The following is a 21,079-nucleotide window of genomic DNA, read 5'->3' as shown; positions in this document are numbered from 1 at the left end:
TCGGTGAAAAGTTGAATACAGTGTTATACGCTGTCCCGCCTTAACTCAGTGGTAGAGTGCGCGGCTGTAGTATGGTTTCTGCGACCTGGTCGCACATACCGCGCAGGCACCGCGATGTCCCCGGTTCGAGTCTGGGAGGCGGGATCAATTCTCACCTGCAAAAGCTTTAAATATAGAAAGTTCTATTAGAGTGTGCTCACATCAAATGTTCGGATAGTGTAGTGGCCTATCATGGAGCCCTGTCGAGGCTCCGACTCGGGTTCAAATCCCGGTCCGAACGTAATTCCAGCAGTTCATTTCACAGATACCTCCTTAGAACAGGAGGTATCAGAAATGATAAATATACTTTTTTTGTAATCAGGATTTTTCAAGTTATGATCTGATACAATCCAGCAAAACATACTATTTTTATTTTTTGCATTTAGAGCTTAATAGAACACCTATGACAACTATCAAAATACCCAGTGTCCCTGTACTGAATCCAGTAGGAGGACTGCCGGTAAAATAATAAGGTTCTGCCATAAAATGCAGAATAAAAGCGATCCCCAGAAGAGATACGGTAATTGGTACTGCTATTGATAACGAATCATCATTATTCATAACTATCTCCACACAATCAAATCACCACAATTCATCCAGAATTGATGTAAGTACTCACAGGATGAGCAATCAGGATGGAAATAAATCAGTACATTACCTCATATATAAAAGTAATATTGGTGGCAGATATTTCATACAGCTTAACCCCCGTATTCCCCATTACACTCCTTAAGCTGTACTGCTGATGAATCAGATCCATCAGTTGCTAAAAACCTTACAGGGTTTTCTGGATTTTACTCCCATAGCATCTGTGGACCTGATTACTGCCACCATGTTGCACACATCTATGCCCTGTTGGACAGATTCTGTGTGAACAGAATTAACTACACAACAATGATATAAATAATTATTGAAACTATGTACCTGAAAACGTAATCAACGGGCTCTTTTATTTAATACAGTAGATCCCGTATTCGATCAGATAGAAACGGTCTTTTTTGTAGTAAAGTTACAGAGACAATAAACTGTGTAGAACTTATGTACTATTAATTCATAATCTGACCCTATGAGCAAAACAGTAAATGACAAAGATATTACAGGATACCTGGATGCAAATAGTACAGATGTGTTCCTGATGGTCTCAGATTCGAACAATGCTGATATGTACTATGTGTCACAGTTTTCTGCCTCTGATCCCTTCACATACCTCCAGACAAAGGACGAAGATGAAATCCTATTCCTATCTGAAATGGAAAAGGGGCGCGCAGAGGTTGAATCAAGAGTCTCTGATATACGTACAACTTCAGAATATGGATACAGAACAAAAATTAAAGAAAAGCCAGATGCCTTCATTGCTTACTGTGACTGTCTGGCAGATATGCTTCAGGACCTTGGAGTTAGAAGAATATCTGCTCCCAGAAACTTTCCCCTCTACATCGCCCAGTATCTAAAAGAGGTGGGTTTCTCGGTTCAGCCGGTAAAGAGTCCCTTCAGGGATATGAGGGCTGTGAAAAATACAGATGAGATAGAAAAGATCAGAATGGTTCAGAAAGCAGGAGAGGAAGGCATGAGATGTGCTATTGATCTTATCAAAGCTTCAGAGGAAATAGACGGCATCCTGCATTATGAGGGATCTGAACTCACATCAGATCATGTCAGGGCTGCTATTGAACACAGGCTACTGGACTCCGGGTGCCACTCAATGGGAACCATCGTATCCTGTGGAAAACATTCAGCTATCCCCCATCACATGGGCGAAGGTGCACTGCTGGCAGGACAGCCTATTGTAATTGATATATTCCCTCAAAGCAAGAAAACCATGTACTATGCGGATATGTGCAGGACCGTACTTAAAGGAGAGCCTTCAGGAAGCCTTACAGAAATGTATGATGCAGTCATTGCTGCACAGCAGGCAGCACTTGAAATGATCAGGCCGGGTGCCCTTTGCAGGGATATACACTCACGGGTATGTGAAATATTTGAAGAGAGGGGCTTTGATACATATCTTAGCGGTTCAAAATCTGGATTCATACACTCAACAGGTCACGGGGTTGGCCTGGATGTCCACGAATGGCCAATGGTTGGTGAGGGAGAAGGAAAATTAGAGGAAGGCAATGTAATTACTATTGAGCCAGGTCTGTATTATCCCCATACCGGAGGAGTAAGGATTGAAGATATTGTAGTTGTGACATCTAAAGGATATGAGAATCTAACAGATTTTGAAAAGAGATTAGTATTATAACAGTAGTCATGCTAAAAATACTCTATAATCAGACTAAATAAGAGGTAAATGATGTCGGATAAGCTTCAGGAAATTGAGGAGATCTTTGAGAAATATATTGAAGCAGGAAAGATACTCTCAAAGGTAAGAAGTCAGGCAGTTGACAGAGTAAAAGTCGGAGGGAGCGTTCTGGAAATTGCAGAATTTGTTGAACAGAAAACTATTGAACTGGGAGCAAAGCCTGCATTTCCATGCAATATATCAGCAAATGATGAAGCAGCACACGCCACTCCCCGCAAAAATGATGAATCGGTGTTTGGAAAGGACATGATCAAGATTGATATGGGAGTACATATTGACGGGTATATTGCAGATTCTGCTGTAACTGTTGATTTTACAGGCAACAGTGATCTGGTAAAGGCCTCTGAGGATGCCCTATACGCTGGAATCGATTGTATAAGGGATGGAATTAGTACAGCAGATATCGCAGGTGCTATTGAAGATGCGATTACTGCTTATGGTCTAAAGCCTGTAGCAAACCTTACCGGGCATGGGCTTGCACCCTACATCACCCATGCACCGCCAAGTATACCAAATCGCCGCATCAATAAAGGAATAACACTCCATTCAGGCGATGTTATTGCAATTGAACCGTTTGCCACAGACGGGGCAGGCCGGGTTGCAGATGGTTCATGGTCAGAGATATACAGTCTGATTGAAAAAAAGCCTGTACGCCTTCCGGCTGCAAGAAAAGTATTAAAGGAAATCGAACCCTACAGGACCCTCCCCTTTGCCAAAAGATGGCTTACATCCGATCGTCTTGAATTTGCACTCACACAACTGATGAGAAACAATATAATAAGATCTTATCCTGTACTAAAGGAGGTTGAGGGGGGTCTTGTATCACAGGCAGAACATACAGTAATTGTAACGGATGACGGATGTGAAATCATAACCAGATAAGTTTCTAAACGGACTGTCCAGTTTTAGAAAATCATGAAACATACAGCTACTATTATATTGAAATTACTGTGCTTTATAGTTCTGATACTTACAGTACCTATTTCCATTACCACAGCAGATGATGCATTCACTCTGGAAAGCAGAATAGATATTGAAAATAGGGGCCTTAGCTGGAAATATATTGAAATGTATGAAGAAGATAGATCATATCTTATAAAACAATACATAGATGCAAATATTGGTAATAGAGATGGTTTTGTAAGTGCGTGGGAACTGCATAAGGCAGATAAGGTAATGCGCCAGAGACTTCATGATAATATCATGCAGGATATGAATGTACAGATCAATAAATCATATGATGGCATATATCCTGTAAATGTTGATGCAGAACTCTCCCATGAACTCATAGGAAGAGTTAGCCAGCCATCAGCAGTAAGGAACTTATATATTGTTGAATATGAATTCAGAGATTTTTTCTATAAAATGGGTAGTGACATGAGTTTTTCAGGTATACCAGGCACAAAGGTCAGCATAACCATGCCCGAAACCATTGAAGTGACAGCAGTTAATGGAGTGGAAAATAAAACCATCACCAGAATAAATAGAATCACCTATATAACAGGTGAATTTGGGAATAAGGGTCAGATAACAGTGCATTATAATTCTACCCATATAAATTCTGAGAGTAATTCAGACACGCTGGAAGACGATATAAAGATTCAAAAACCGGTAGACATTATAGATACGTTTTTTAAAAATATATGTACCGTCTCTGTGAACAAGCAATAAGGAAAAGATAAGAATGATTGTTGAGCTGATCGAACTGGAAAAAGGATCTGTGATTGGTCTGAGAATGGAAATGGAGAAAGCACCCCTGATACTCATCAAGGCCAGACTGGGATTTGTAATGTGTGGATACCTTGACATTGAAACTGCAGAAAAGCTAGGTGATGCTGCTGCTGTTGTCAGAGGAGTCAGTTCCTTTGAGGAGATGCTTGACTCAAATATTGCAAACCTTACCACCAGTGCAAAAAATCTTGGAATTACAGAGAAAATGACAGTCAGACAGGCACTGGATAAGATGATCTGAAAAAGATGAAAAATGATATGTTTTGGATCTGAACCTATATGTTATACGCATTCGAACTATCTGGAGAGCACCCAACAATACCTCGTTCAGAGGTCCTGGCCTGCCTTTCTCTTGAGAATCTGGATTATGAACAGACACACTGTTTTGACCAGTGTCTTTTAGTTGACATCAGAGGCAACAGTGATACAATCGAGGCAGCACTTGTATCTGTATCCGGTAGGCTGGCAATGTCCCATCACATATTGAAAGTGATCGGAATATGCGCAAATGATGTTAATGAGATCATAAAAATGGCAGCAGAGGCTGATATACATCAACATATCAGCAGTGATATGACCTATGCTGTCAGGGCCAGAAAGATCCGGACCCACGCCAGGCTACACGGAGAATACCTGGAAAAAAAAGTTGGTGGCACAATTTACAGAAAAGGATACAGAGCAAACCTAAAAAAGCCAGATGTCATGTTCAGACTCCTTATCTCGAACAAATGTATTTTTGGATCTGTTGTTGCCTCCATTGACCGCAGTGCCTATGAAAAGAGAGCACCGCACAAAAAACCTTTCTTCTACCCGGGAGTACTGATGCCCAGAACTGCCAGAGCATTGATCAATATATCGGGAATCTTACCCGGTAAAAATATACTGGACCCTTTCTGCGGTACCGGCGGAATACTTGTGGAAGCAGCCATGATCAAATCGCATGTAATTGGTATGGATGCCCAGTCCAAGATAATTTCAGGTGCCAGAATGAACCTGGATTACTACAGTCTTGATCATTCACTTATGACAGGAGACGCAACCCGGATTCCCCTGGCTGATGAATGTATGGATGCCATAGTAACAGATCCTCCCTACGGACGTTCTGCGTTGATACATGCCAGATCTCTCAACAACCTGTACTCCGAATCAATGAAAGAAATGTACAGAATCCTCAGGCCAGGATCACTTGCAGTTATAGTTTCTGAAAAGCAGATCGATGAACATTCAATAAAAGCAGGATTTAAAATTTGTGAAAAACATAATCAGTACGTTCACCGCAGTCTCACACGTACTATACTTGTGCTTGAAAAATAAAAAATGAGCCCTGACACTCATTCCATCGGCCATGGCACAAGATGGTCAAAAACCTCTGACATTATACGGTAATATACCTGTTTTTCCTGAATATTTTCATGGGCCCTTCTTAAAGAGTAGCTATCAATGCACCATTCAATAGGCATTGGATAATCAACATTCATCAGTGTGAGACCATATGCCTTTGCAGGTTCAATACCCTCTTCATAGGTAGCAGGGTCCAGCATCTGTTTGACCCATTCAATATCCCTGACCCCACTGCCAACCATCCTGAGAGCTGTCACTATCTTGCGTACCATGTTCCATAGAAATCCATCTGCATCAATATCGATCTTTACCAGAGGACCACTTATCCGAATGTCTATTCTGTTTACAGTCCTTACAGTATTTCGATCTCCATCATTTGTACAGAAATTGAGGAAATCATGTGTTCCTGTGAAGTATCTGGATGCAGCCCTGATTTTGGATATATCAATATTCTCTCCGCTCATGATATATCGATAACTTCGAGTTTTTGCATTTCTTCGAGGGTCAAAGTCATCCGGAACTTCTGCATGCGCCCAGGCCCATATAGACTCCGGGAGTTTTGAGTTAATCACCCTGGGGATTGCAAGATTGGGGGCTTCAGTATCAAAGGCAACAACCTGACCCGCTGCATGCACGCTGGCATCAGTTCTTCCGGCACTTGCATAGTTTGCCGAGTGGGGATCAGAGATAATTCCAAGGTTTTCTAAAGCCCTGAAAAGTTGCCCTTCTACCGTATCTACATCAGGCTGTACCTGAGACCCATGGTAATCGCTGCCTATATACGCAAGTTTTAGTGCAATTCTCATATGCTTCCCTGAAAGCACATATTTATTTTTTCCTATAATACATTTCCCACATCAGCATGGCAAATATAACAAAGACACATCCCAGAAAGAACCATATGCCCGGTGAATACCCGATATCAAATGGCAAAAATCCCCCTACAGGTTCAAAGATCATGTCATTTGTCTCTTCCATAGCAGTATCCATTATTCCATATTCAGCAGACCGGAGTGTATCATTTCCAGTAAGAGTCCTTGAGATATACTCAATACCACCTGCAACAATTCCTGCACCCATCGCCAGTCCCAGGTATTTCTGTAAAATACCTCTAATCGATGAGGATTCAACATCTCTGGAGCCTGGTGCAACCACTATCAGCTTCTGAACAGGTTCGTATATTTTTATCTGTCTGCCCTTCTGACTCCATTTAGTTTCCTTTACCCTTATTAGATCAGTTTCTATAAGGGTATCAAGATTGTATTTGACCGTTGTCAGGGGCAGATCCAGATTACTGGCAATTGAAGTTGCAGACATTGGTTTTTCTGCAAGCAGTTCCAGTATTTTTAGTGCTTTATCATTGGATAGGGCCTGAGCTATCCTTCTGGAACTATCCCCAAGAGGCAGAACAATCACTTTATCTAGATTCTGGGGTGCACGCTCATCATTATTATCCATAACAACAGATAATATGAATCTGTAGTTGATAACATTTCTGTATAGTTCAATTTGATCTGAACCTTTGCTGCTTTATATGCTCCAGAAACAAAAATTATGTGAATTCATCCCCTAAACTTAAATATGAGATAATACAATGTAATGTAAATTTTTGGGGCTTAATTATGATAGAAAAAAAGCAAATCCTGGATATACTGCAAAGTTATGATCAGAAAAAAATTTCCATTGCGACTGTCTGTTCACATTCCAGTCTTCAGATATTCGATGGTGCCAGAAAGGAGGGATTCAGAACTATCGGGATTTGTGTAGGAGAGCCTCCTAGGTTCTATGATGCTTTCCCCAAGGCAAAACCTGATGAATATATTATAGTTGATAGCTACCAGCAGATACCGGACATTGCAGATAAACTCAGAGAAAAGAATGCAATTATTGTGCCTCATGGTTCATTTGTTGAGTATATGGGAAGTGATAAGTTTACCGATCTTGCAGTGCCTACATTCGGTAACCGGAATGTTCTCAACTGGGAATCTGACAGGGATAAGGAAAGAGAATGGCTTGAAGGTGCAGGCATTCATATGCCTCGAAAGATCGAGGATCCAAGGGATATCAATGGACCTGTAATGGTCAAGTATCATGGTGCAAGGGGTGGACGTGGATTCTTTGTTGCAAAGAGTTATGAAGAATTTGAGAGATACATAGAACCCCATCAGAAATATACAATACAGGAATTTATTATAGGTACACGATACTATCTCCACTATTTCTACTCTCCCCTCAGAAATGAAGGATATTCTCTGAGTGAAGGAACACTTGAGATGCTGAGCATGGACCGCAGGGTAGAATCCAATGCAGATGAAATATTCAGGCTGGGTTCTCCAAAAGAGCTAACTGAAGCTGGTATACAGCCAACGTATGTTGTAACAGGCAATGTTCCACTTATTGCAAGAGAATCCCTGCTTCCACTGGTATTCAGTATAGGTGAAAAGGTGGTGGAGCAATCCATCAAAATGTTTGGAGGCATGATCGGACCTTTCTGCCTGGAAACCGTTTTTACAGACAAACTTGAGATAAAAGTGTTCGAAATTTCTGCACGTATTGTTGCAGGTACAAATATCTACATGTCAGGCTCCCCCTATTCGGACCTGATTGAAGAAAATCTTTCAACCGGTAGGAGAATTGCCCAGGAAATAAAACTGGGCCAGAGACTTAACCAGCTGGACAGGATCATATCCTGAAAAAGAAGCGGATTTCATAATACCCACACCATCAGCCGGAAATGGTCGGATACATCATGGATGTTGACAGATCAACTATCAGAGAATCACAGTATGATGCTGTTGTGATTGGCGCAGGACCTGCAGGAATGTTTGCTGCAAATGAGATGTCATCCAGTGGTATGAATGTTCTGGTTGTGGATATGGGAGAAAATATCGATAAAAGGGAATGTCCGATTGACTCCATCCAGCACTGCACCCACTGCACTCCCTGTGATATCATGTGTGGTGTTGGAGGTGCAGGCACCTATTCTGACGGAACACTTAACCTGCGACCAGATATTGGAGGTAACCTGACAGAGTATACAGGAGATCACAGAACCTCCTGGGATCTGGTAGAATATGTGGACCGGATTTTTCTTGAATGCGGTGCTACTGAAAAGCTCTATTCTCCAGCCGAGAGCGACATAGAGGACCTTAAAAGAAGGGCTGCATCGGTGGGTGCCAGGTTCATTGAGATCAGACAGCGTCATATAGGTTCAGACAATGCTCCTGAAGTTATTACAAGATTCAAGAACAGACTGGATGAACAGGGAGTTGATTTTCTATTAAATACAAGGGTGGATGACCTTATAATCGAGAACAGTATCTGCAAAGGAATTGTTCTGTCCGGAGGAGATTGTATCAATGTAAAATATACTCTCCTGGCACCAGGAAGAATCGGTGGGGACTGGGTTAACCAGCTGGTTGACAGGCATTCCATAAAAGCCAGGTATGCAGGGATTGACATTGGGGTCAGGGTGGAAGTTCCTGCAATTATCATGGACCCTGTTACAAAAATTAACAGAGACCCGAAATTCCATATCCAGACCAGAAAATATGATGATTTTGTAAGAACTTTCTGTACAAACGACCATGGTTTTGTTGTAAAGGAGGAATATGAAGGCTTTATCGCTACAAACGGTCATTCACTGCACAGCAGGATGTCTGAAAATACAAATTTTGCCTTCCTGGTTCATGTGGAGTTAACAGAACCAATCGAAAATACGATCAAATATGCCCGTTCTGTTGCAAAGCTTGCAACAACCATTGGAGGCGGTAAGCCGGTACTCCAGCGAATGGGAGACCTGAGAAGGGGTAGAAGGTCAACCTCCAGCAGACTTGAAAGAAATTCTGTGATCAATACACTAAAGGAGGTTACACCTGGAGATATTTCCATGGCAATGCCCCACAGAATAGTGATGGACATTATTGAAGGTCTGGAAATTCTGGATAGAATCATCCCTGGCGTTGCCTCAGACTCCACTCTTCTTTATGCCCCTGAGGTCAAATTCTATTCAATGAAGATACATGTAGACAGGAATATGCAAACAGATATCAGAAACCTTTTTGCGGCAGGTGATGGTGCAGGGCTTTCGAGAGATATTGTCAATGCCGCAGCAACCGGAGTGCTCGCAGGCCGTGGTATTCTAAATATTGAAAATAGATAAGTTCATTCATTGTCCATCCATTCTTCATAGATCATGATTGAAAGAACCGCTGAGATAAGTATCAGCAGGCCAAAGACCATGAAAGATAATTCAGGGCCATAGACCTCCAGCATTATTCCACCAGCCACCGGGCCAAATGCCGCACCCATCCAGCGTATCATATTGAATGTACCCATAGAAGTACCAAGAATATGAGAGTCCTCCCTGACCACATGATCCACCAGTATAGTAGAGGTGAGAGTAACAACCGGACCAAAGCACAGTCCTACCAGTGCAAAATTGACTGCCATGGCAGGTGCGTTTACAGGCAGCCATGAAAATATCACAAGTGCCAGACCTGCAATGGTAGTTACCACTATAAGTGGACGTCTTCTGCCCACTATATCAGAGCATTTGCCACATGCTGAAGCACCTGCTGAACTTACAATGGCAAACGGAATGAATATCAGACCTGTTACAGCCACCGACATCCCTGCATCCTGGGCATAGAACGGGAGCACGTATGATGATCCGATTGATGCCATATTGCACATCATGGCAATCAGGGTTACCAGTACTACACTCTTAATCCTGAAAACATCAAATGACAGATAGATCATATCCCTGTAACAGTAACCACCTTCAGTACAGTATCCGGTCTCCTTGAGTAAAAGAAAGGATATTGCCACCAGTAATGTCAGTGCAGAAAACCAGATAAATACAAACCTCCAACCATAAAGGTCTCCCAGAAGCCCGCCCATGGAATATCCCAGCACAGTTCCAAAACCCGTTGCAATTGCCAGGATTCCCATGGCATGTCCCCTTTCCCGCAACCTGTAAAGATCCCCTACCATGGTAAAAGAAGTGGTGAAGAATATAGCAGCCCCTATACCAGATATAGCTCTGGCTGCCAGCAGGGATACAAACGTGGAAGAAATACCCAGCATGAAGACACCTGCTGTAAATATCAGCATTCCGGAAATAATCATGGGCCTTCTTCCAAACCTATCCGACAGCAGGCCAAAGGGTATCTGGAACAGTGCCATACATATCATGAATACACCGGCTACCCAACCCAGTTCTGAGCGCGAGATTGCCAGCTCATCTGAGATCATTGGAAGAAGCGGGATCAGAGACAGCAGTGCCAGAAATATGCAGAACGTGCCAGTTGACAGTAAAAATATCTGCCTTTCACGATCTATGTAAGTATTTCTTGCATCGGACATCATTATTTTTCCATGAGTGGTACGTTGATCTGAAGCAGCATTAATAAACAAATATAAACACATATATATGTACCGAGCAGTTCAGATATCATGCCAACTGTTACAAATTATTTTGATCAGGGAGTTTCCAGACATCAGTATGTTCTGGGAAGAGATAGCCAGAGCAAAACAGGTATACTCCAGATTGGTAGATACCTGGCAATTGACAGATCATCAGGTGCCAGAGTAGCTCTGGATGCTCTTAGGCCGCATGCATTACTAATATGTGGCAAGAGAGGATACGGCAAATCATATACCATGGGAATCCTTATTGAGGAGATCGAGCGGCTGCCAGAAAGCATCAGGCAGAATATTGCCTCTGTTGTAATAGATACAATGGGCATATTCTGGACCCTGGGAAAGAAAAATACAGCTCAGAATCAAAATTTATCCGATTGGGGTCTCGAACCAGATAAATTCGATGTCACGGTCTTTGTTCCACAGGATAAGGTGGGGGAATACAGACAGAGAAACATAGATGTAGCTTCGTTCTCTATCCGGACCTCACATATGGATGGTTACCAGTGGTGCAAATTGTTCGGTATAGATGAAACATCACCTGCAGGAACTCTTCTAATAAGAGTAGTACACGATCTTCACAAGAGCGAACATGACTTCTCAATCGAAGAGATAATAGAAAATATCCACCAGGATAAACGCTGTACCAGTAATGCCAGAGATGCTGCAGAGAATTATATGATCAGTGCAATCTCATGGGGCATTTTCAGCAGAAAAGGAACGGATATATCTGAACTGGTAAAAAATGAAGGAGTCTCTGTAATTGATGTGAGCACAGTGAAAAATAACAGTGCAAGAGCTGCAATTGTCAGAATAATAGGTCTGGAGATATATCAGAGAAGACTGGATGCAAGGAGAATGCATGAAAAAAGGATGATGAATGAGATTACAGAGGATATATCAGGAATTCCCATGGTCTGGATGTTTATAGATGAAGCACACCTGTTTATACCTGCCGATAGCAGAACCCTTGCTTCAGATGTTCTCATAAACGAATGGCTACGTCAGGGTCGCCAGCCTGGTCTTTCCATTGTATTTGCAACTCAGAGACCATCTGCAATTGATCCGGATGTAATCTCACAATCAGATCTAGTAATCTGCCACAGACTGACTGCAGGTGATGATATAAAGGCACTGGAATCCACAAGACCCACTTATATGAAGGAAGGTTTTAGCGATTCAATAAAAAAACTTGGACAGAGCAGGGGAGTTGGATTGATTGTGGATGATACCTCTGAGACAACGCATGTGGTCAGGATGCGGCCCCGCCTTAGCTGGCATGGAGGAGACGAGCCACTTGCCCTACCTCTGGAAAAAGCAAGAACAGGAGATTGGTGATATGACACATAACATGAAGATAACTGCCGATAAAATACTTAAGACCTGCATGAATGCACAGCCCGGTGAATCACTTCTTATCATCACGGACACAGATACCGATGAAAGAATTTCAAAAGCACTTTTTTCCAGTGCTTCTGAGATAGGGTGTGAAGTGCTTCTCATGAAAATGAATCCCAGAAAATATGACGGACAGGAGCCACCTGACCCGGTTGCCTGCGCCATGGAACATTGCGACATTGTAATAGCTCCTACTTCCAGATCCCTCACACATACAGATGCCCGTATTCGCTCCTGCAGAAAGGGAGCAAGAATTGCAACAATGCCGGGAATTACTGCTGATATGATGATCTCAGGCGGTCTTACAGCCAATTACCAGCAGATCAGTGATTATGCAAAGCTTCTGTACAGTAAACTGGAAAACGCAGTAACTATCAGAGTAACGTCAGATCTTGGAACAGATATTAAGTTCAATGTTAAAGGATGTACCTGGATGATCGATAACGGAATCTGCCATAAGCCCGGCTCTATGACAAATCTGCCTGCCGGAGAAGTATATGTAGCCCCTGCAGATGCAGAAGGTGTAGTAGTGATAGATGGAGCAATGGGTGGGATTGGAATACTGGATGATCCAATAACAATCCGGGTTGAAGGGCGAAGGGCTGTTGCCATCACCGGAAAAGCAGGTGATAAACTGTGCACACTTGTGGATTCTGTCGGACCTTCTGCACGCAATATTGCAGAACTTGGTATTGGGATAAATCCAGCTGCAATTCTCAGGGGCATTGTTCTTGAAGATGAAAAGGTTGCAGGCACAGTACATATTGCACTGGGCAATAATGCCACGTTTGGAGGAGATGTGAATGTTGAACTGCACCTTGATGGCATCATACGCAGGCCTGTTGTGTATGCAGATGATACAGATCTGAAGGTGCATGAACTGGCTGGAGAAAAATATATTGAATGATCGCATTTATAAGGGATGATACAGAAGTATACTCAGTTTTATTCAGACAATCGTAAATAGTTTAAAATCTCTGGTGATATCAATGAAAGGCAGAGCATGGAAATTTGGAAATGATATAGATACCGATGCTATCATTCCTGGAAGATACCTGATACTCAACACCTCCGAAGATCTTGCAAAACACGCTTTTGAAGGAGTTCGGCCTGAGTTTGCAAAAGAAGTAAAAAAAGGAGATATAGTTGTTGCGGAAAGTAACTTTGGATGTGGTTCATCCAGAGAGCATGCACCTCTTGCACTCAAAGGCACAGGAATTTCATGTGTCATTGCAAAATCCTTTGCACGTATATTTTTCAGAAACGCTATCAATATCGGAGTTCCTCTTCTGGAATGCCCAGATACGCATCTGATAGAAGATAAAGATGTAATAGAAGTGGATATCTCAACAGGTATAATCAAAAATCATACAAAAAATGAACAGTACCAGGCAACTCCACTTCCGGATTTTGTCAGAGAAATTGTTGATGCAGGCGGCTTGATCGAGTATACTAGAAAACTAATTGCGTGAATTGACTTGCATACATAGCCATAACTAGAAAAGGAGATAATACATGACAAATTATAAAATTCCAGTAATACCAGGCGACGGAATCGGTCCTGATATCGTTGCTGAGGGTATGAAAGTTATAGATGCTGCAGGAGAAAAATACGGATTCGATGTTGATTGGATAAATTATCCCCATGGAGCCGATCATTATCTGGAAACCGGGGAGCTGATTTCTGAAGACACCCTTAGGGAACTTGGAGCATATCCTGCAATCTATCTTGGATCTATCGGAGATCCCCGGGTTGCACCTGGAATTCTTGAAAAGGGGATATTGCTTGCTGCAAGGTTCTATTTTGACCAGTACATCAACCTCAGACCAATAAAGCTTCTGGAAGGCGTATGGACACCCCTTAAGAATAAGACTCCTGAAGATATTGATTTTGTAGTTGTCAGAGAGAATACAGAAGATATGTATATCGGAATCGGTGGCCGGGCAGCCAGGGGTGCCAGTCAGAAACTGCTGGAAGTTAAGAGAAACCTTTATTCAGCAAAGTTTGATCTGGACATAGATACTGACAGTGAAGAAATTGCCTATCAGATAGGTATGATATCTAAGGAAGGTACCCGGAGGGTAATGAAATATGCCTTCGATCTTGCACAGAAACGCTCCGGACATCTGTCTTCTGTGGACAAGGCAAATGTACTCTCCGATATATACGGATTCTGGAGAGAAGAATTTGAGTCCATGGCAGACAATTACCCTGATGTGGAAACAGATTTCAATTACGTTGATGCGATTACCATGTGGTTTGTCAAAAATCCGGAATGGTTTGATGTGGTGGTCACACCCAATATGTTCGGAGACATAATCACTGATCTGGGGGCCATGATACAGGGTGGACTGGGTCTTGCACCTGGTGGAAATATCAATCCTGAAGGAACAAGCATGTTTGAACCAATACACGGATCTGCTCCAAAGTATAAAGGACAGAACAAGGTGAACCCTATAGCAACAATCTGGGCAGGTGCCATGATGATAGAGCAACTGGGTGAAAATGAAGCTGCAGCAAACATTGTTTCAGCTATTGAAAGAAATATCAGTGAAGCAAGGGTCAGAACCTATGATATGGGTGGTTCAGCTGGAACCTCAGATGTAGGAGATGAAATAGCTCGTCTTGTTCTGGAAGAGTAAAATCAATACAAAATTAAAAAAATTAATGGGTATATATTGAAATACCCATTCAGTCTCTTTTTATATGCACATCCCTCTGCGGGAATGGGATCTCAATGCCTTTTTCATTATATGCTTTAAATATGCCACCTGTAAGGTCCCATTTAACTGTCCATAGGTTCTGGGTCTGAGTCCATGCTCTAAGCTGAAGGTCCACAGAAGAATCACCCAGTTCTGAAACAACTACAGCAGGTGCAGGATCATCCAGAACCAGTGGATGTTCTTTCATAAGATCAAGGGCAACCTGAATGGCCTGATCCAGATCGGATTTGTAACTGATTCCAACATCCACTGCTGCTCTGCGTGTGGGAAGTCGGGTAAAATTAATTATAGAATTGCCCCACACAAGTTTGTTTGGAACAGTTATAAGCTGGTTGTCCGGAGTAATGAGCTCGGTGGCCATTATACCTACTGAGCTGACAGTCCCGCTTGAGCCTCCTACTGATATGAACTCATCCTTATCAAGTGGTCTCAGAGCTGCAAGCCAGATCCCTGATGCAAGGTTGGTCAGAGTATCCTGCATACCAAACCCAAGGATCAGACCGATTACAGCAGAAAGTCCCAGAACCACTGAATTTACATCAAATCCAAGTGAAGAAACAAATATAAGAATAACAGCAATATATAGCAGTACACTGAAAAACTTTGATAGGAATTCAATAACAAGCTGGGGCAAATTACTTTTATTCATTCCATTTTTGAACATAATTGTAGCTATCTTTGTAACTGCAATTCCAGCAAGCAACAGTACTATGGAAAGTATTACATTCATCAGCGTAATGTCACTATACAATATCGTTTCTTCCAGTATTCCAAGATCCATAAAAAAAACTCCCGTGAATTATGTCAATATTGGTTATAAATATTGAAAATGGCCATACATTTGAACTCAGACATTAATCAGAATTTTCCCTGAAGGTTCCAACAACCGGAAAATCATCCATTACATCAGCTTCATGGGGAGCTTCCAGATCAAGTTCATCATCAAAGTTCATACCTGCTTCATGCATTCCCTGATGATCTCCATCCTCCCAGAGAAAACTGTCAGTTACATCATACACTTTTCCATTGTATGCAACATATGCTCTGTTCCCGTCCCTTCCATTATATTTTGCAAGTTCCTCAGCCGTGAACTCTTTCATATCTGATCCCATTATTTACCTCCCTCAAAAGAATTCATTCCAATCTTTACTGTACAAAAAACTGTACAGAAAATCATATCATGCTTCCATATTAATTACCGTCTAGCAGAACAATAATTATTTTGATTTTACTATTATATATAACTTGAGCAGTAAAGATCAGTAAAATCAAATTACTGGAAAAAATAGAAAGTTATTTGGTTTATTCCACTCTGTAGTAGTAGAATTCTCCACTTTCTTTCTGTTCACGGTCCAGCCTCGAACCTGGTTTATTCACCCTTGGCCTGGAAGTATCCTCATCCCTTCGGAAAGTAATATTCAGATTGCTGAGAAAGCGGTTCATTCCCTGATGCATGGTCGTCGGGGAATTTGCTGTACCATTGACTGCAGGAGTACCCTCAAAAACAATCATCCGCTCACTCAGCATATCTATCATGTATATATCATGATCCACAACCATAGCGGTTTTCTTGGTATTTTCTGCAAATCTCTTGATTGTTTTTGTGGCCATTGATCTCTGCTCCACATCCAGATGCGCACTGGGCTCATCCAGAAGATAGAGGTCAGCATCACGGCTTAGACAAGCTGCAATTGCCACCCTCTGCAACTCACCGCCACTAAGATCCGTAAGCATTCTGTCATAGAGTTTCTCAAGCTGGAGAGGTTTTCCAATCTCTGCCTGATAATAACTGGTATTGAATTTATCGGTTATCTGGCCAAGGAAATATCTTACCTGCATCGGAGAATCTCCTACTATATACTGTGGTTTATAGGAAACCTTGATATCAAGATCTATTTCACCTTCTTCAGGCTCGATTTCACCTGCCAGTACTCTGACAAATGTGGATTTACCGATACCATTGGGACCGACAATACCCAGAACCTCACCTTCCTTCAGGTTACCTGCTTCTGCCTTGAGATGAAATCCTTTGCCGTATTTTAGAGAGAAAGAAGGATAGTCCAGCACAGTATGAATTTCTTTTTCTATTTTGGGAGGATGCACTTCAAACTCAATTGCTTCCGGCCTTATGCGCACATTTTCTTCAGGAAGGTACCCCTTAAGGTACTGGTTGATCGAGATCCGCACACCCTTTGGGTACGTAATGACACCATATCCACCAGAAACACCATATGCCACATGTACAACATCTGCCAGCATATCCAGTATAGCAAGGTCATGTTCCACCACCATAACTGCTTTTTCCTCTGCCAGTTCCTGAATAAGCCTTGCAGAGTTTATCCGCTGGTAGATATCCAGATAGGAACTTATCTCATCAAAGAAATAAAAATCAGCTTCTTTGCCAGCACATGCTGCAATTGCCACCCTCTGCAGTTCACCACCGCTTAAATTGGAGATATCACGATCGATTATATTCCCAAGATCAAGTTTCTCCACCAGATAATCAAAGACCCCCCGTTCATCTGCCTTTTTTAGAAGATCACGTGTCTTTCCGGAGAATGCCTTTGGGATCATATCAACATACTGAGGTTTCTGGGAAATTTTCATCTTCCCGCTGACAATATCCCTAAAATAATCATAAAGAGCCGTACCTGAATAATATTCAAGAACTGTATCCCAGTCACCCTTTTCTTCACCAAAATTTGGAATTAATGAACCTGAGAGGATCTTTACAGCAGTACTTTTACCAATTCCATTGGGACCAAGTATACCTGTAACACGACCCTTCTGAGGTATAGGCAGCCCATAGAGTGCAAACCCATTCTGGCCATACCTGTGAGTTGGTTTATCCAGTTCTTCTGGAAGTCCAATGATCATAATTGCATCAAAGGGACATCTATTGATACATATTCCACAGCCAACACACATCTCTTCTGAAATGATGGGTTTTCCATCCTCTCCAAAAACTATTGTTTCGTCGCCTGTCCTGACCCTTGGACAGTACTTCTCACATTCATGACTGCATCTTCTTGGCTGACATCTGTCCCTGTTCAATATTGCAATTCGCATAATAAATTCCTGCACCCTTTAGGCTGATATGATCGTTAAAAATCGATTTGCTCAGTTCAGCATCAGTATCCATGTAACCAGGAAGAAATCCAGCACAAGGAATTCAACATATAACCAGTCCTTGAGGCCAAACTGTTTTGTATCGATCTTTATTACAGGCAGGACAGCACGCTGAAGATAAAATGCCAGTATGGCAACTATGATGATAACTGAATACCATGGAGTATCAAGTGCACTTCCCAGTGCAAAATATGCCGCTATCCCTGCAATAATACCAATTACAGATGCAACAGCGGTCTTTATAACTCCCTCAATATGAGACTGCTTCCTCTCTTCAGGTGTCTTCTCCTTTATCTGTAACGGATCCTTCTGATCTTTATTTTCGGCATCTTCCTTCTTTGAGGGTCTGGATTTCTTTTTGTTCTTCAATTGAAGTTTCTCCTGAACTGAGGTTGATAGGATGATAGAATAAAAGCATTGTAATTAATAAAACTTTGCACTCTGATTTCAAGTGAACTCGTTACTCAGGACATTATTGATATCACCTATTGCAATTGAATCCTTTCCTATGGAATTTAAGTATCCTGCAAAGCACTGTGGCCTGTGGCCACCTGGATGATACACGATAGTTACCTGTGGATCTATGGCCTTTACCATATCAATAAGGCCATTAACATCAAGATGATCACTTATCTGAATCGAAGGATAAGGATAGTCACATCTGCCTGTAATTACATATCTGGGAATATCCTGAGGAAGTCTGTTCAGGTTCCATGGAGGTACCAGGCATATACCATCTTTACCGGATTCCCCAAGGGATACAAGATCACCCGGATCGTCCATAAGTTTCTCGGTAAGTTCCTTTGTATCGTCCTCCATCTCTATAGGGCCTCTGTATCCCATATCCCTGAAAAGCTGAACCATCCTCTGTGCCTTTCCAAAAGAATATGCTCCAAACGCAGCCCTGCCACCATTGTTCAGGATCGATTTAAGTCCCTCTATATCATCCTGGAAATAGCATGAAAAATCTCCCACATCTCCGTAATTTGCCTCAGTTATCAGTACATCACATGAAGGAAGCATTGAGTAATCCTTAACATCTCCTGTCACAAGTATTCGGGTTCCTACATCATTTTCCCAGTAAAAGGCAGTAGATCCAACCGTATGTCCTGTGGGACAGGTCTTTACAGTAACATCACCTATATTGATTTTATCATATGTTCCAGCTGTTGCCCCCCTGTATTCTCTCCCGTGCCGGATCTCAAGTGCAGTTGCTGTTTTATCAGAACAGACAGAAAGTTCAGAAAGCATACTGGATTTGCCATGATGATCCGAATGAGCATGGGTGATCAGATACGCATCCGGTTGAGAGTATTTCTTTGGAGTACGGCTGGTATCGATCGAAAATACACAGGGCTTAGAGCCTGCATCTCTGAATCTGACCGATAGATGGGGTTTAAAATTACCCCGGGCATTCTTCTGCCTGAAGGCAAGTACTCCCATATCTATCAACTTGTTCAGAATCAGTACCCCTCAAATATAACTTGCTTGAAGATTTGGATCAAAAAAGCTGTTGAAAAAAAATAAATAAGGAGGATCAGAGCACTTTCTCAAGTTCGCCCCTGAGTACCTCTGCCTTGGTAACACCTGTAAATCTCTTTACCTCAGCCCCATCCTTCTCTATTACAAGAGTGGGAACTACCCGTATCCCGAATTTGCCTGCAAGGTCACCGTTCTGGTCAACATCGATTTCTTTTATTTCTACTTTATCGCCCATTTCCTCTTTAAGTTCCTCAAGGATAGGTTTCTGCATTTTGCAGGGTCCACACCATGTCGCAGTAAAATCCATTAAAATTGGTTTGCCCATCTTAATCACCTGTTCGATTTTAAAAACTTGTAACCTATAATAAGAGCAGAACTCTTATATGAGTTTTCATCCAAATATTTTATAAGCACCTGAAGCTCATTACAATAACCTGCCAGTTCGGGCTCATTGAACTATCATAAACAAACAGAGCAAAATTATTCTTCAAGAGGAGTTTCGTTTTTGAGATATTTTTTCAGCAGTGGTTCATCTTCATTTTTCTCATCTTCCACAGCAAAAAAGCCACATGAGGTTTCAATCCATTTGTACTTCATTGTTGCCACCTCCACCTTTTGCAGATAGAAAGTGCTGATCATCACCTGAAATGAACATATCAGCATAAATCCTAATTGAAACTATCAATAGTTATTCTTTAAAAACTACTTAATATACCTTACTGTTTATTTCAGACCAGTTCGGGATATGTTGCTATAATACATGCACTCATCCGGAGAGAACAATGGCATCTCTATTGGTTCATCCACAATGTCCCCATTAAATCCTCTGATAATCACCCCAGGGATGCCTTCTCCGGCCTCACCCATGATCAGCTGGGCACAGGAAACCATATTATCAGCCACCGCCCTGTGTGTGATAGTAAGCGGTTTGTTATAGAGATCGCATGCGCCTCTGGCATCTTCAACAGGATTTATACCTGAGGTTGCAAGGGCAATCCCAACACATCCAAGACGCAATGGTTGTGTTCTGCTATCACCTATGATCACCCCTATCTTGCATGAATATCTCTTCTCCAGGACTAACCGTATCTTAGATGCACTCTGTACCGGATTCTCAGGAAGCAATACGACATGACCTTCAGGAGCATTCGAACTGTCAATTCCTGCATTAGGAGAGAGTGTTCCATCGGTAATCGTAAGAACTGCCCCTGGAACGCCCCCTATGACCTCATCACATTCCTGCAGGATCAGTTCCATTTCCCTGGGGTCCAGCAGATATTTTTTTGCAAGTTCCCCTGCAACCGGGGATACGCATACATCCTCAAGACACACAATCCTTCCTTCAGCTGTTGCGACTGCAGATTCTGCGAGAACGAGAACATCGCGATCTTTAAGAATAATTCCAGCCCGGTCCAGCGAATCAGCGATAATATCCGCAATGCTGTCGCCAGGTACAATTACAGGAGTGGGGATACCATAAATCTGTAATGAGGATCTGACATTCATGGT

22 protein-coding genes and 2 tRNA genes are annotated in these 21,079 nt (G+C 42.1%); 13 read left to right on the top strand and 11 right to left on the bottom strand.

What is annotated here, in order from left to right; genetic code table 11:
• The first annotated feature begins 34 nt into the window (after positions 1 to 34).
• Together MZHIL_RS00475 and MZHIL_RS00470 are read left to right on the top strand one after the other, a co-directional pair.
• Positions 35 to 144, top strand: a tRNA-Tyr gene (locus MZHIL_RS00475).
• Positions 145 to 207: 63 nt separating this feature from the next.
• Positions 208 to 280, top strand: a tRNA-Asp gene (locus tag MZHIL_RS00470).
• A 128-nt stretch (positions 281 to 408) separates the two neighbouring features.
• Here the strand turns inward: MZHIL_RS00470 and MZHIL_RS00465 are convergent.
• Positions 409 to 600, bottom strand: coding sequence for a hypothetical protein (locus MZHIL_RS00465; RefSeq protein WP_013897409.1), 192 nt, complete (start codon positions 598 to 600; stop codon positions 409 to 411).
• Positions 601 to 1,105: 505 nt separating this feature from the next.
• On the opposite strand from MZHIL_RS00465, the gene MZHIL_RS00460 reads away from it, so the two are divergent.
• From MZHIL_RS00460 to MZHIL_RS00440, 5 genes are read left to right on the top strand one after another with little or no spacing between them, the layout of a single operon-like run.
• Positions 1,106 to 2,281, top strand: coding sequence for a M24 family metallopeptidase (locus MZHIL_RS00460; RefSeq protein WP_013897408.1), 1,176 nt, complete (start codon positions 1,106 to 1,108; stop codon positions 2,279 to 2,281).
• A gap of 51 nt (positions 2,282 to 2,332) precedes the next feature.
• Positions 2,333 to 3,223 (top strand): type II methionyl aminopeptidase, encoded by an 891-nt coding sequence (gene map, locus MZHIL_RS00455; RefSeq protein ID WP_013897407.1) that lies wholly within the window; start codon positions 2,333 to 2,335, stop codon positions 3,221 to 3,223.
• A gap of 33 nt (positions 3,224 to 3,256) precedes the next feature.
• Complete coding sequence (locus MZHIL_RS00450) at positions 3,257 to 4,012, top strand: hypothetical protein (RefSeq protein WP_013897406.1); 756 nt, start codon at positions 3,257 to 3,259, stop codon at positions 4,010 to 4,012.
• Positions 4,013 to 4,025: 13 nt separating this feature from the next.
• Entirely contained in the window at positions 4,026 to 4,313 is a 288-nt protein-coding gene (locus MZHIL_RS00445) for a YunC family protein (RefSeq protein ID WP_013897405.1), read from the top strand.
• Positions 4,314 to 4,351: 38 nt separating this feature from the next.
• A complete protein-coding gene (locus tag MZHIL_RS00440) occupies positions 4,352 to 5,386 on the top strand; it encodes a TRM11 family SAM-dependent methyltransferase (protein ID WP_013897404.1) in 1,035 nt (344 codons plus the stop codon).
• 17 nt (positions 5,387 to 5,403) lie between these two features.
• On the opposite strand, the gene truA is transcribed toward MZHIL_RS00440, so the two are convergent.
• Both truA and MZHIL_RS00430 read right to left on the bottom strand, forming a co-directional pair.
• The gene (gene truA, locus MZHIL_RS00435; RefSeq protein WP_013897403.1) at positions 5,404 to 6,219 is read right to left on the bottom strand and encodes a tRNA pseudouridine(38-40) synthase TruA; all 816 of its coding nucleotides are present in this window, start codon (positions 6,217 to 6,219) and stop codon (positions 5,404 to 5,406) included.
• 22 nt (positions 6,220 to 6,241) lie between these two features.
• A complete protein-coding gene (locus MZHIL_RS00430) occupies positions 6,242 to 6,871 on the bottom strand; it encodes an ArsR/SmtB family transcription factor (RefSeq protein WP_013897402.1) in 630 nt (209 codons plus the stop codon).
• Positions 6,872 to 7,035: 164 nt separating this feature from the next.
• Between MZHIL_RS00430 and MZHIL_RS00425 the strand changes: the two genes are divergently transcribed.
• The gene (locus tag MZHIL_RS00425) at positions 7,036 to 8,106 is read left to right on the top strand and encodes a formate--phosphoribosylaminoimidazolecarboxamide ligase (protein ID WP_013897401.1); all 1,071 of its coding nucleotides are present in this window, start codon (positions 7,036 to 7,038) and stop codon (positions 8,104 to 8,106) included.
• A 41-nt stretch (positions 8,107 to 8,147) separates the two neighbouring features.
• Positions 8,148 to 9,575, top strand: coding sequence for an NAD(P)/FAD-dependent oxidoreductase (locus tag MZHIL_RS00420; RefSeq protein WP_245527548.1), 1,428 nt, complete (start codon positions 8,148 to 8,150; stop codon positions 9,573 to 9,575).
• 2 nt (positions 9,576 to 9,577) lie between these two features.
• Here MZHIL_RS00420 and MZHIL_RS00415 read toward each other — a convergent pair whose 3' ends face one another.
• Positions 9,578 to 10,831 (bottom strand): MFS transporter, encoded by a 1,254-nt coding sequence (locus MZHIL_RS00415; protein WP_245527547.1) that lies wholly within the window; start codon positions 10,829 to 10,831, stop codon positions 9,578 to 9,580.
• A gap of 39 nt (positions 10,832 to 10,870) precedes the next feature.
• Here MZHIL_RS00415 and MZHIL_RS00410 point away from each other — a divergent pair, with 39 nt between their 5' ends.
• The 4 genes from MZHIL_RS00410 to MZHIL_RS00395 all read left to right on the top strand — a co-directional run bounded on the left by MZHIL_RS00410 (position 10,871) and on the right by MZHIL_RS00395 (position 14,878).
• Positions 10,871 to 12,175, top strand: coding sequence for an ATP-binding protein (locus MZHIL_RS00410; RefSeq protein ID WP_013897398.1), 1,305 nt, complete (start codon positions 10,871 to 10,873; stop codon positions 12,173 to 12,175).
• 1 nt (position 12,176) lies between these two features.
• A complete protein-coding gene (locus MZHIL_RS00405) occupies positions 12,177 to 13,142 on the top strand; it encodes an aminopeptidase (protein WP_013897397.1) in 966 nt (321 codons plus the stop codon).
• Positions 13,143 to 13,224: 82 nt separating this feature from the next.
• On the top strand, positions 13,225 to 13,707 hold the full coding sequence (locus MZHIL_RS00400) for a 3-isopropylmalate dehydratase small subunit (protein WP_013897396.1): 483 nt from the start codon (positions 13,225 to 13,227) through the stop codon (positions 13,705 to 13,707).
• 43 nt (positions 13,708 to 13,750) lie between these two features.
• The gene (locus MZHIL_RS00395) at positions 13,751 to 14,878 is read left to right on the top strand and encodes an isocitrate/isopropylmalate dehydrogenase family protein (protein ID WP_013897395.1); all 1,128 of its coding nucleotides are present in this window, start codon (positions 13,751 to 13,753) and stop codon (positions 14,876 to 14,878) included.
• A gap of 49 nt (positions 14,879 to 14,927) precedes the next feature.
• On the opposite strand, the gene MZHIL_RS00390 is transcribed toward MZHIL_RS00395, so the two are convergent.
• The 7 genes from MZHIL_RS00390 to cofE all read right to left on the bottom strand — a co-directional run bounded on the left by MZHIL_RS00390 (position 14,928) and on the right by cofE (position 21,076).
• Positions 14,928 to 15,740, bottom strand: a complete 813-nt coding sequence (locus MZHIL_RS00390; protein WP_013897394.1) for a mechanosensitive ion channel family protein — start codon at positions 15,738 to 15,740, stop codon at positions 14,928 to 14,930.
• 73 nt (positions 15,741 to 15,813) lie between these two features.
• On the bottom strand, positions 15,814 to 16,071 hold the full coding sequence (locus MZHIL_RS00385) for a cytochrome b5 domain-containing protein (protein WP_013897393.1): 258 nt from the start codon (positions 16,069 to 16,071) through the stop codon (positions 15,814 to 15,816).
• 190 nt (positions 16,072 to 16,261) lie between these two features.
• On the bottom strand, positions 16,262 to 18,028 hold the full coding sequence (locus MZHIL_RS00380; RefSeq protein WP_013897392.1) for a ribosome biogenesis/translation initiation ATPase RLI: 1,767 nt from the start codon (positions 18,026 to 18,028) through the stop codon (positions 16,262 to 16,264).
• A 51-nt stretch (positions 18,029 to 18,079) separates the two neighbouring features.
• Positions 18,080 to 18,457, bottom strand: a complete 378-nt coding sequence (locus MZHIL_RS00375; RefSeq protein WP_013897391.1) for an EMC6-like membrane protein — start codon at positions 18,455 to 18,457, stop codon at positions 18,080 to 18,082.
• A gap of 78 nt (positions 18,458 to 18,535) precedes the next feature.
• The gene (locus MZHIL_RS00370; RefSeq protein WP_013897390.1) at positions 18,536 to 19,531 is read right to left on the bottom strand and encodes an MBL fold metallo-hydrolase; all 996 of its coding nucleotides are present in this window, start codon (positions 19,529 to 19,531) and stop codon (positions 18,536 to 18,538) included.
• 94 nt (positions 19,532 to 19,625) lie between these two features.
• The gene (locus tag MZHIL_RS00365) at positions 19,626 to 19,913 is read right to left on the bottom strand and encodes a thioredoxin family protein (protein ID WP_281033997.1); all 288 of its coding nucleotides are present in this window, start codon (positions 19,911 to 19,913) and stop codon (positions 19,626 to 19,628) included.
• A gap of 380 nt (positions 19,914 to 20,293) precedes the next feature.
• Positions 20,294 to 21,076 (bottom strand): coenzyme F420-0:L-glutamate ligase, encoded by a 783-nt coding sequence (gene cofE, locus MZHIL_RS00355; protein ID WP_013897387.1) that lies wholly within the window; start codon positions 21,074 to 21,076, stop codon positions 20,294 to 20,296.
• Positions 21,077 to 21,079: the final 3 nt, after the last annotated feature.

Source organism: Methanosalsum zhilinae DSM 4017 (genome assembly GCF_000217995.1).
Classification (GTDB): domain Archaea; phylum Halobacteriota; class Methanosarcinia; order Methanosarcinales; family Methanosarcinaceae; genus Methanosalsum; species Methanosalsum zhilinae.
The sequence above is the reverse complement of the archived record's forward strand: the minus strand, read 5'-3'. Positions and strand labels throughout refer to the sequence as shown.

Coding starts and splice junctions, on each gene's coding strand:
- MZHIL_RS00465 (WP_013897409.1), bottom strand. CDS start 600: ATGAATAATGATGATTCGTTATCAATAGCAGTACCAATTACCGTATCT.
- MZHIL_RS00460 (WP_013897408.1), top strand. CDS start 1,106: ATGAGCAAAACAGTAAATGACAAAGATATTACAGGATACCTGGATGCA.
- map (WP_013897407.1), top strand. CDS start 2,333: ATGTCGGATAAGCTTCAGGAAATTGAGGAGATCTTTGAGAAATATATT.
- MZHIL_RS00450 (WP_013897406.1), top strand. CDS start 3,257: ATGAAACATACAGCTACTATTATATTGAAATTACTGTGCTTTATAGTT.
- MZHIL_RS00445 (WP_013897405.1), top strand. CDS start 4,026: ATGATTGTTGAGCTGATCGAACTGGAAAAAGGATCTGTGATTGGTCTG.
- MZHIL_RS00440 (WP_013897404.1), top strand. CDS start 4,352: ATGTTATACGCATTCGAACTATCTGGAGAGCACCCAACAATACCTCGT.
- truA (WP_013897403.1), bottom strand. CDS start 6,219: ATGAGAATTGCACTAAAACTTGCGTATATAGGCAGCGATTACCATGGG.
- MZHIL_RS00430 (WP_013897402.1), bottom strand. CDS start 6,871: ATGGATAATAATGATGAGCGTGCACCCCAGAATCTAGATAAAGTGATT.
- MZHIL_RS00425 (WP_013897401.1), top strand. CDS start 7,036: ATGATAGAAAAAAAGCAAATCCTGGATATACTGCAAAGTTATGATCAG.
- MZHIL_RS00420 (WP_245527548.1), top strand. CDS start 8,148: ATGGTCGGATACATCATGGATGTTGACAGATCAACTATCAGAGAATCA.
- MZHIL_RS00410 (WP_013897398.1), top strand. CDS start 10,871: ATGCCAACTGTTACAAATTATTTTGATCAGGGAGTTTCCAGACATCAG.
- MZHIL_RS00405 (WP_013897397.1), top strand. CDS start 12,177: ATGACACATAACATGAAGATAACTGCCGATAAAATACTTAAGACCTGC.
- MZHIL_RS00400 (WP_013897396.1), top strand. CDS start 13,225: ATGAAAGGCAGAGCATGGAAATTTGGAAATGATATAGATACCGATGCT.
- MZHIL_RS00395 (WP_013897395.1), top strand. CDS start 13,751: ATGACAAATTATAAAATTCCAGTAATACCAGGCGACGGAATCGGTCCT.
- MZHIL_RS00390 (WP_013897394.1), bottom strand. CDS start 15,740: ATGGATCTTGGAATACTGGAAGAAACGATATTGTATAGTGACATTACG.
- MZHIL_RS00385 (WP_013897393.1), bottom strand. CDS start 16,071: ATGGGATCAGATATGAAAGAGTTCACGGCTGAGGAACTTGCAAAATAT.
- MZHIL_RS00380 (WP_013897392.1), bottom strand. CDS start 18,028: ATGCGAATTGCAATATTGAACAGGGACAGATGTCAGCCAAGAAGATGC.
- MZHIL_RS00370 (WP_013897390.1), bottom strand. CDS start 19,531: ATGGGAGTACTTGCCTTCAGGCAGAAGAATGCCCGGGGTAATTTTAAA.
- cofE (WP_013897387.1), bottom strand. CDS start 21,076: ATGAATGTCAGATCCTCATTACAGATTTATGGTATCCCCACTCCTGTA.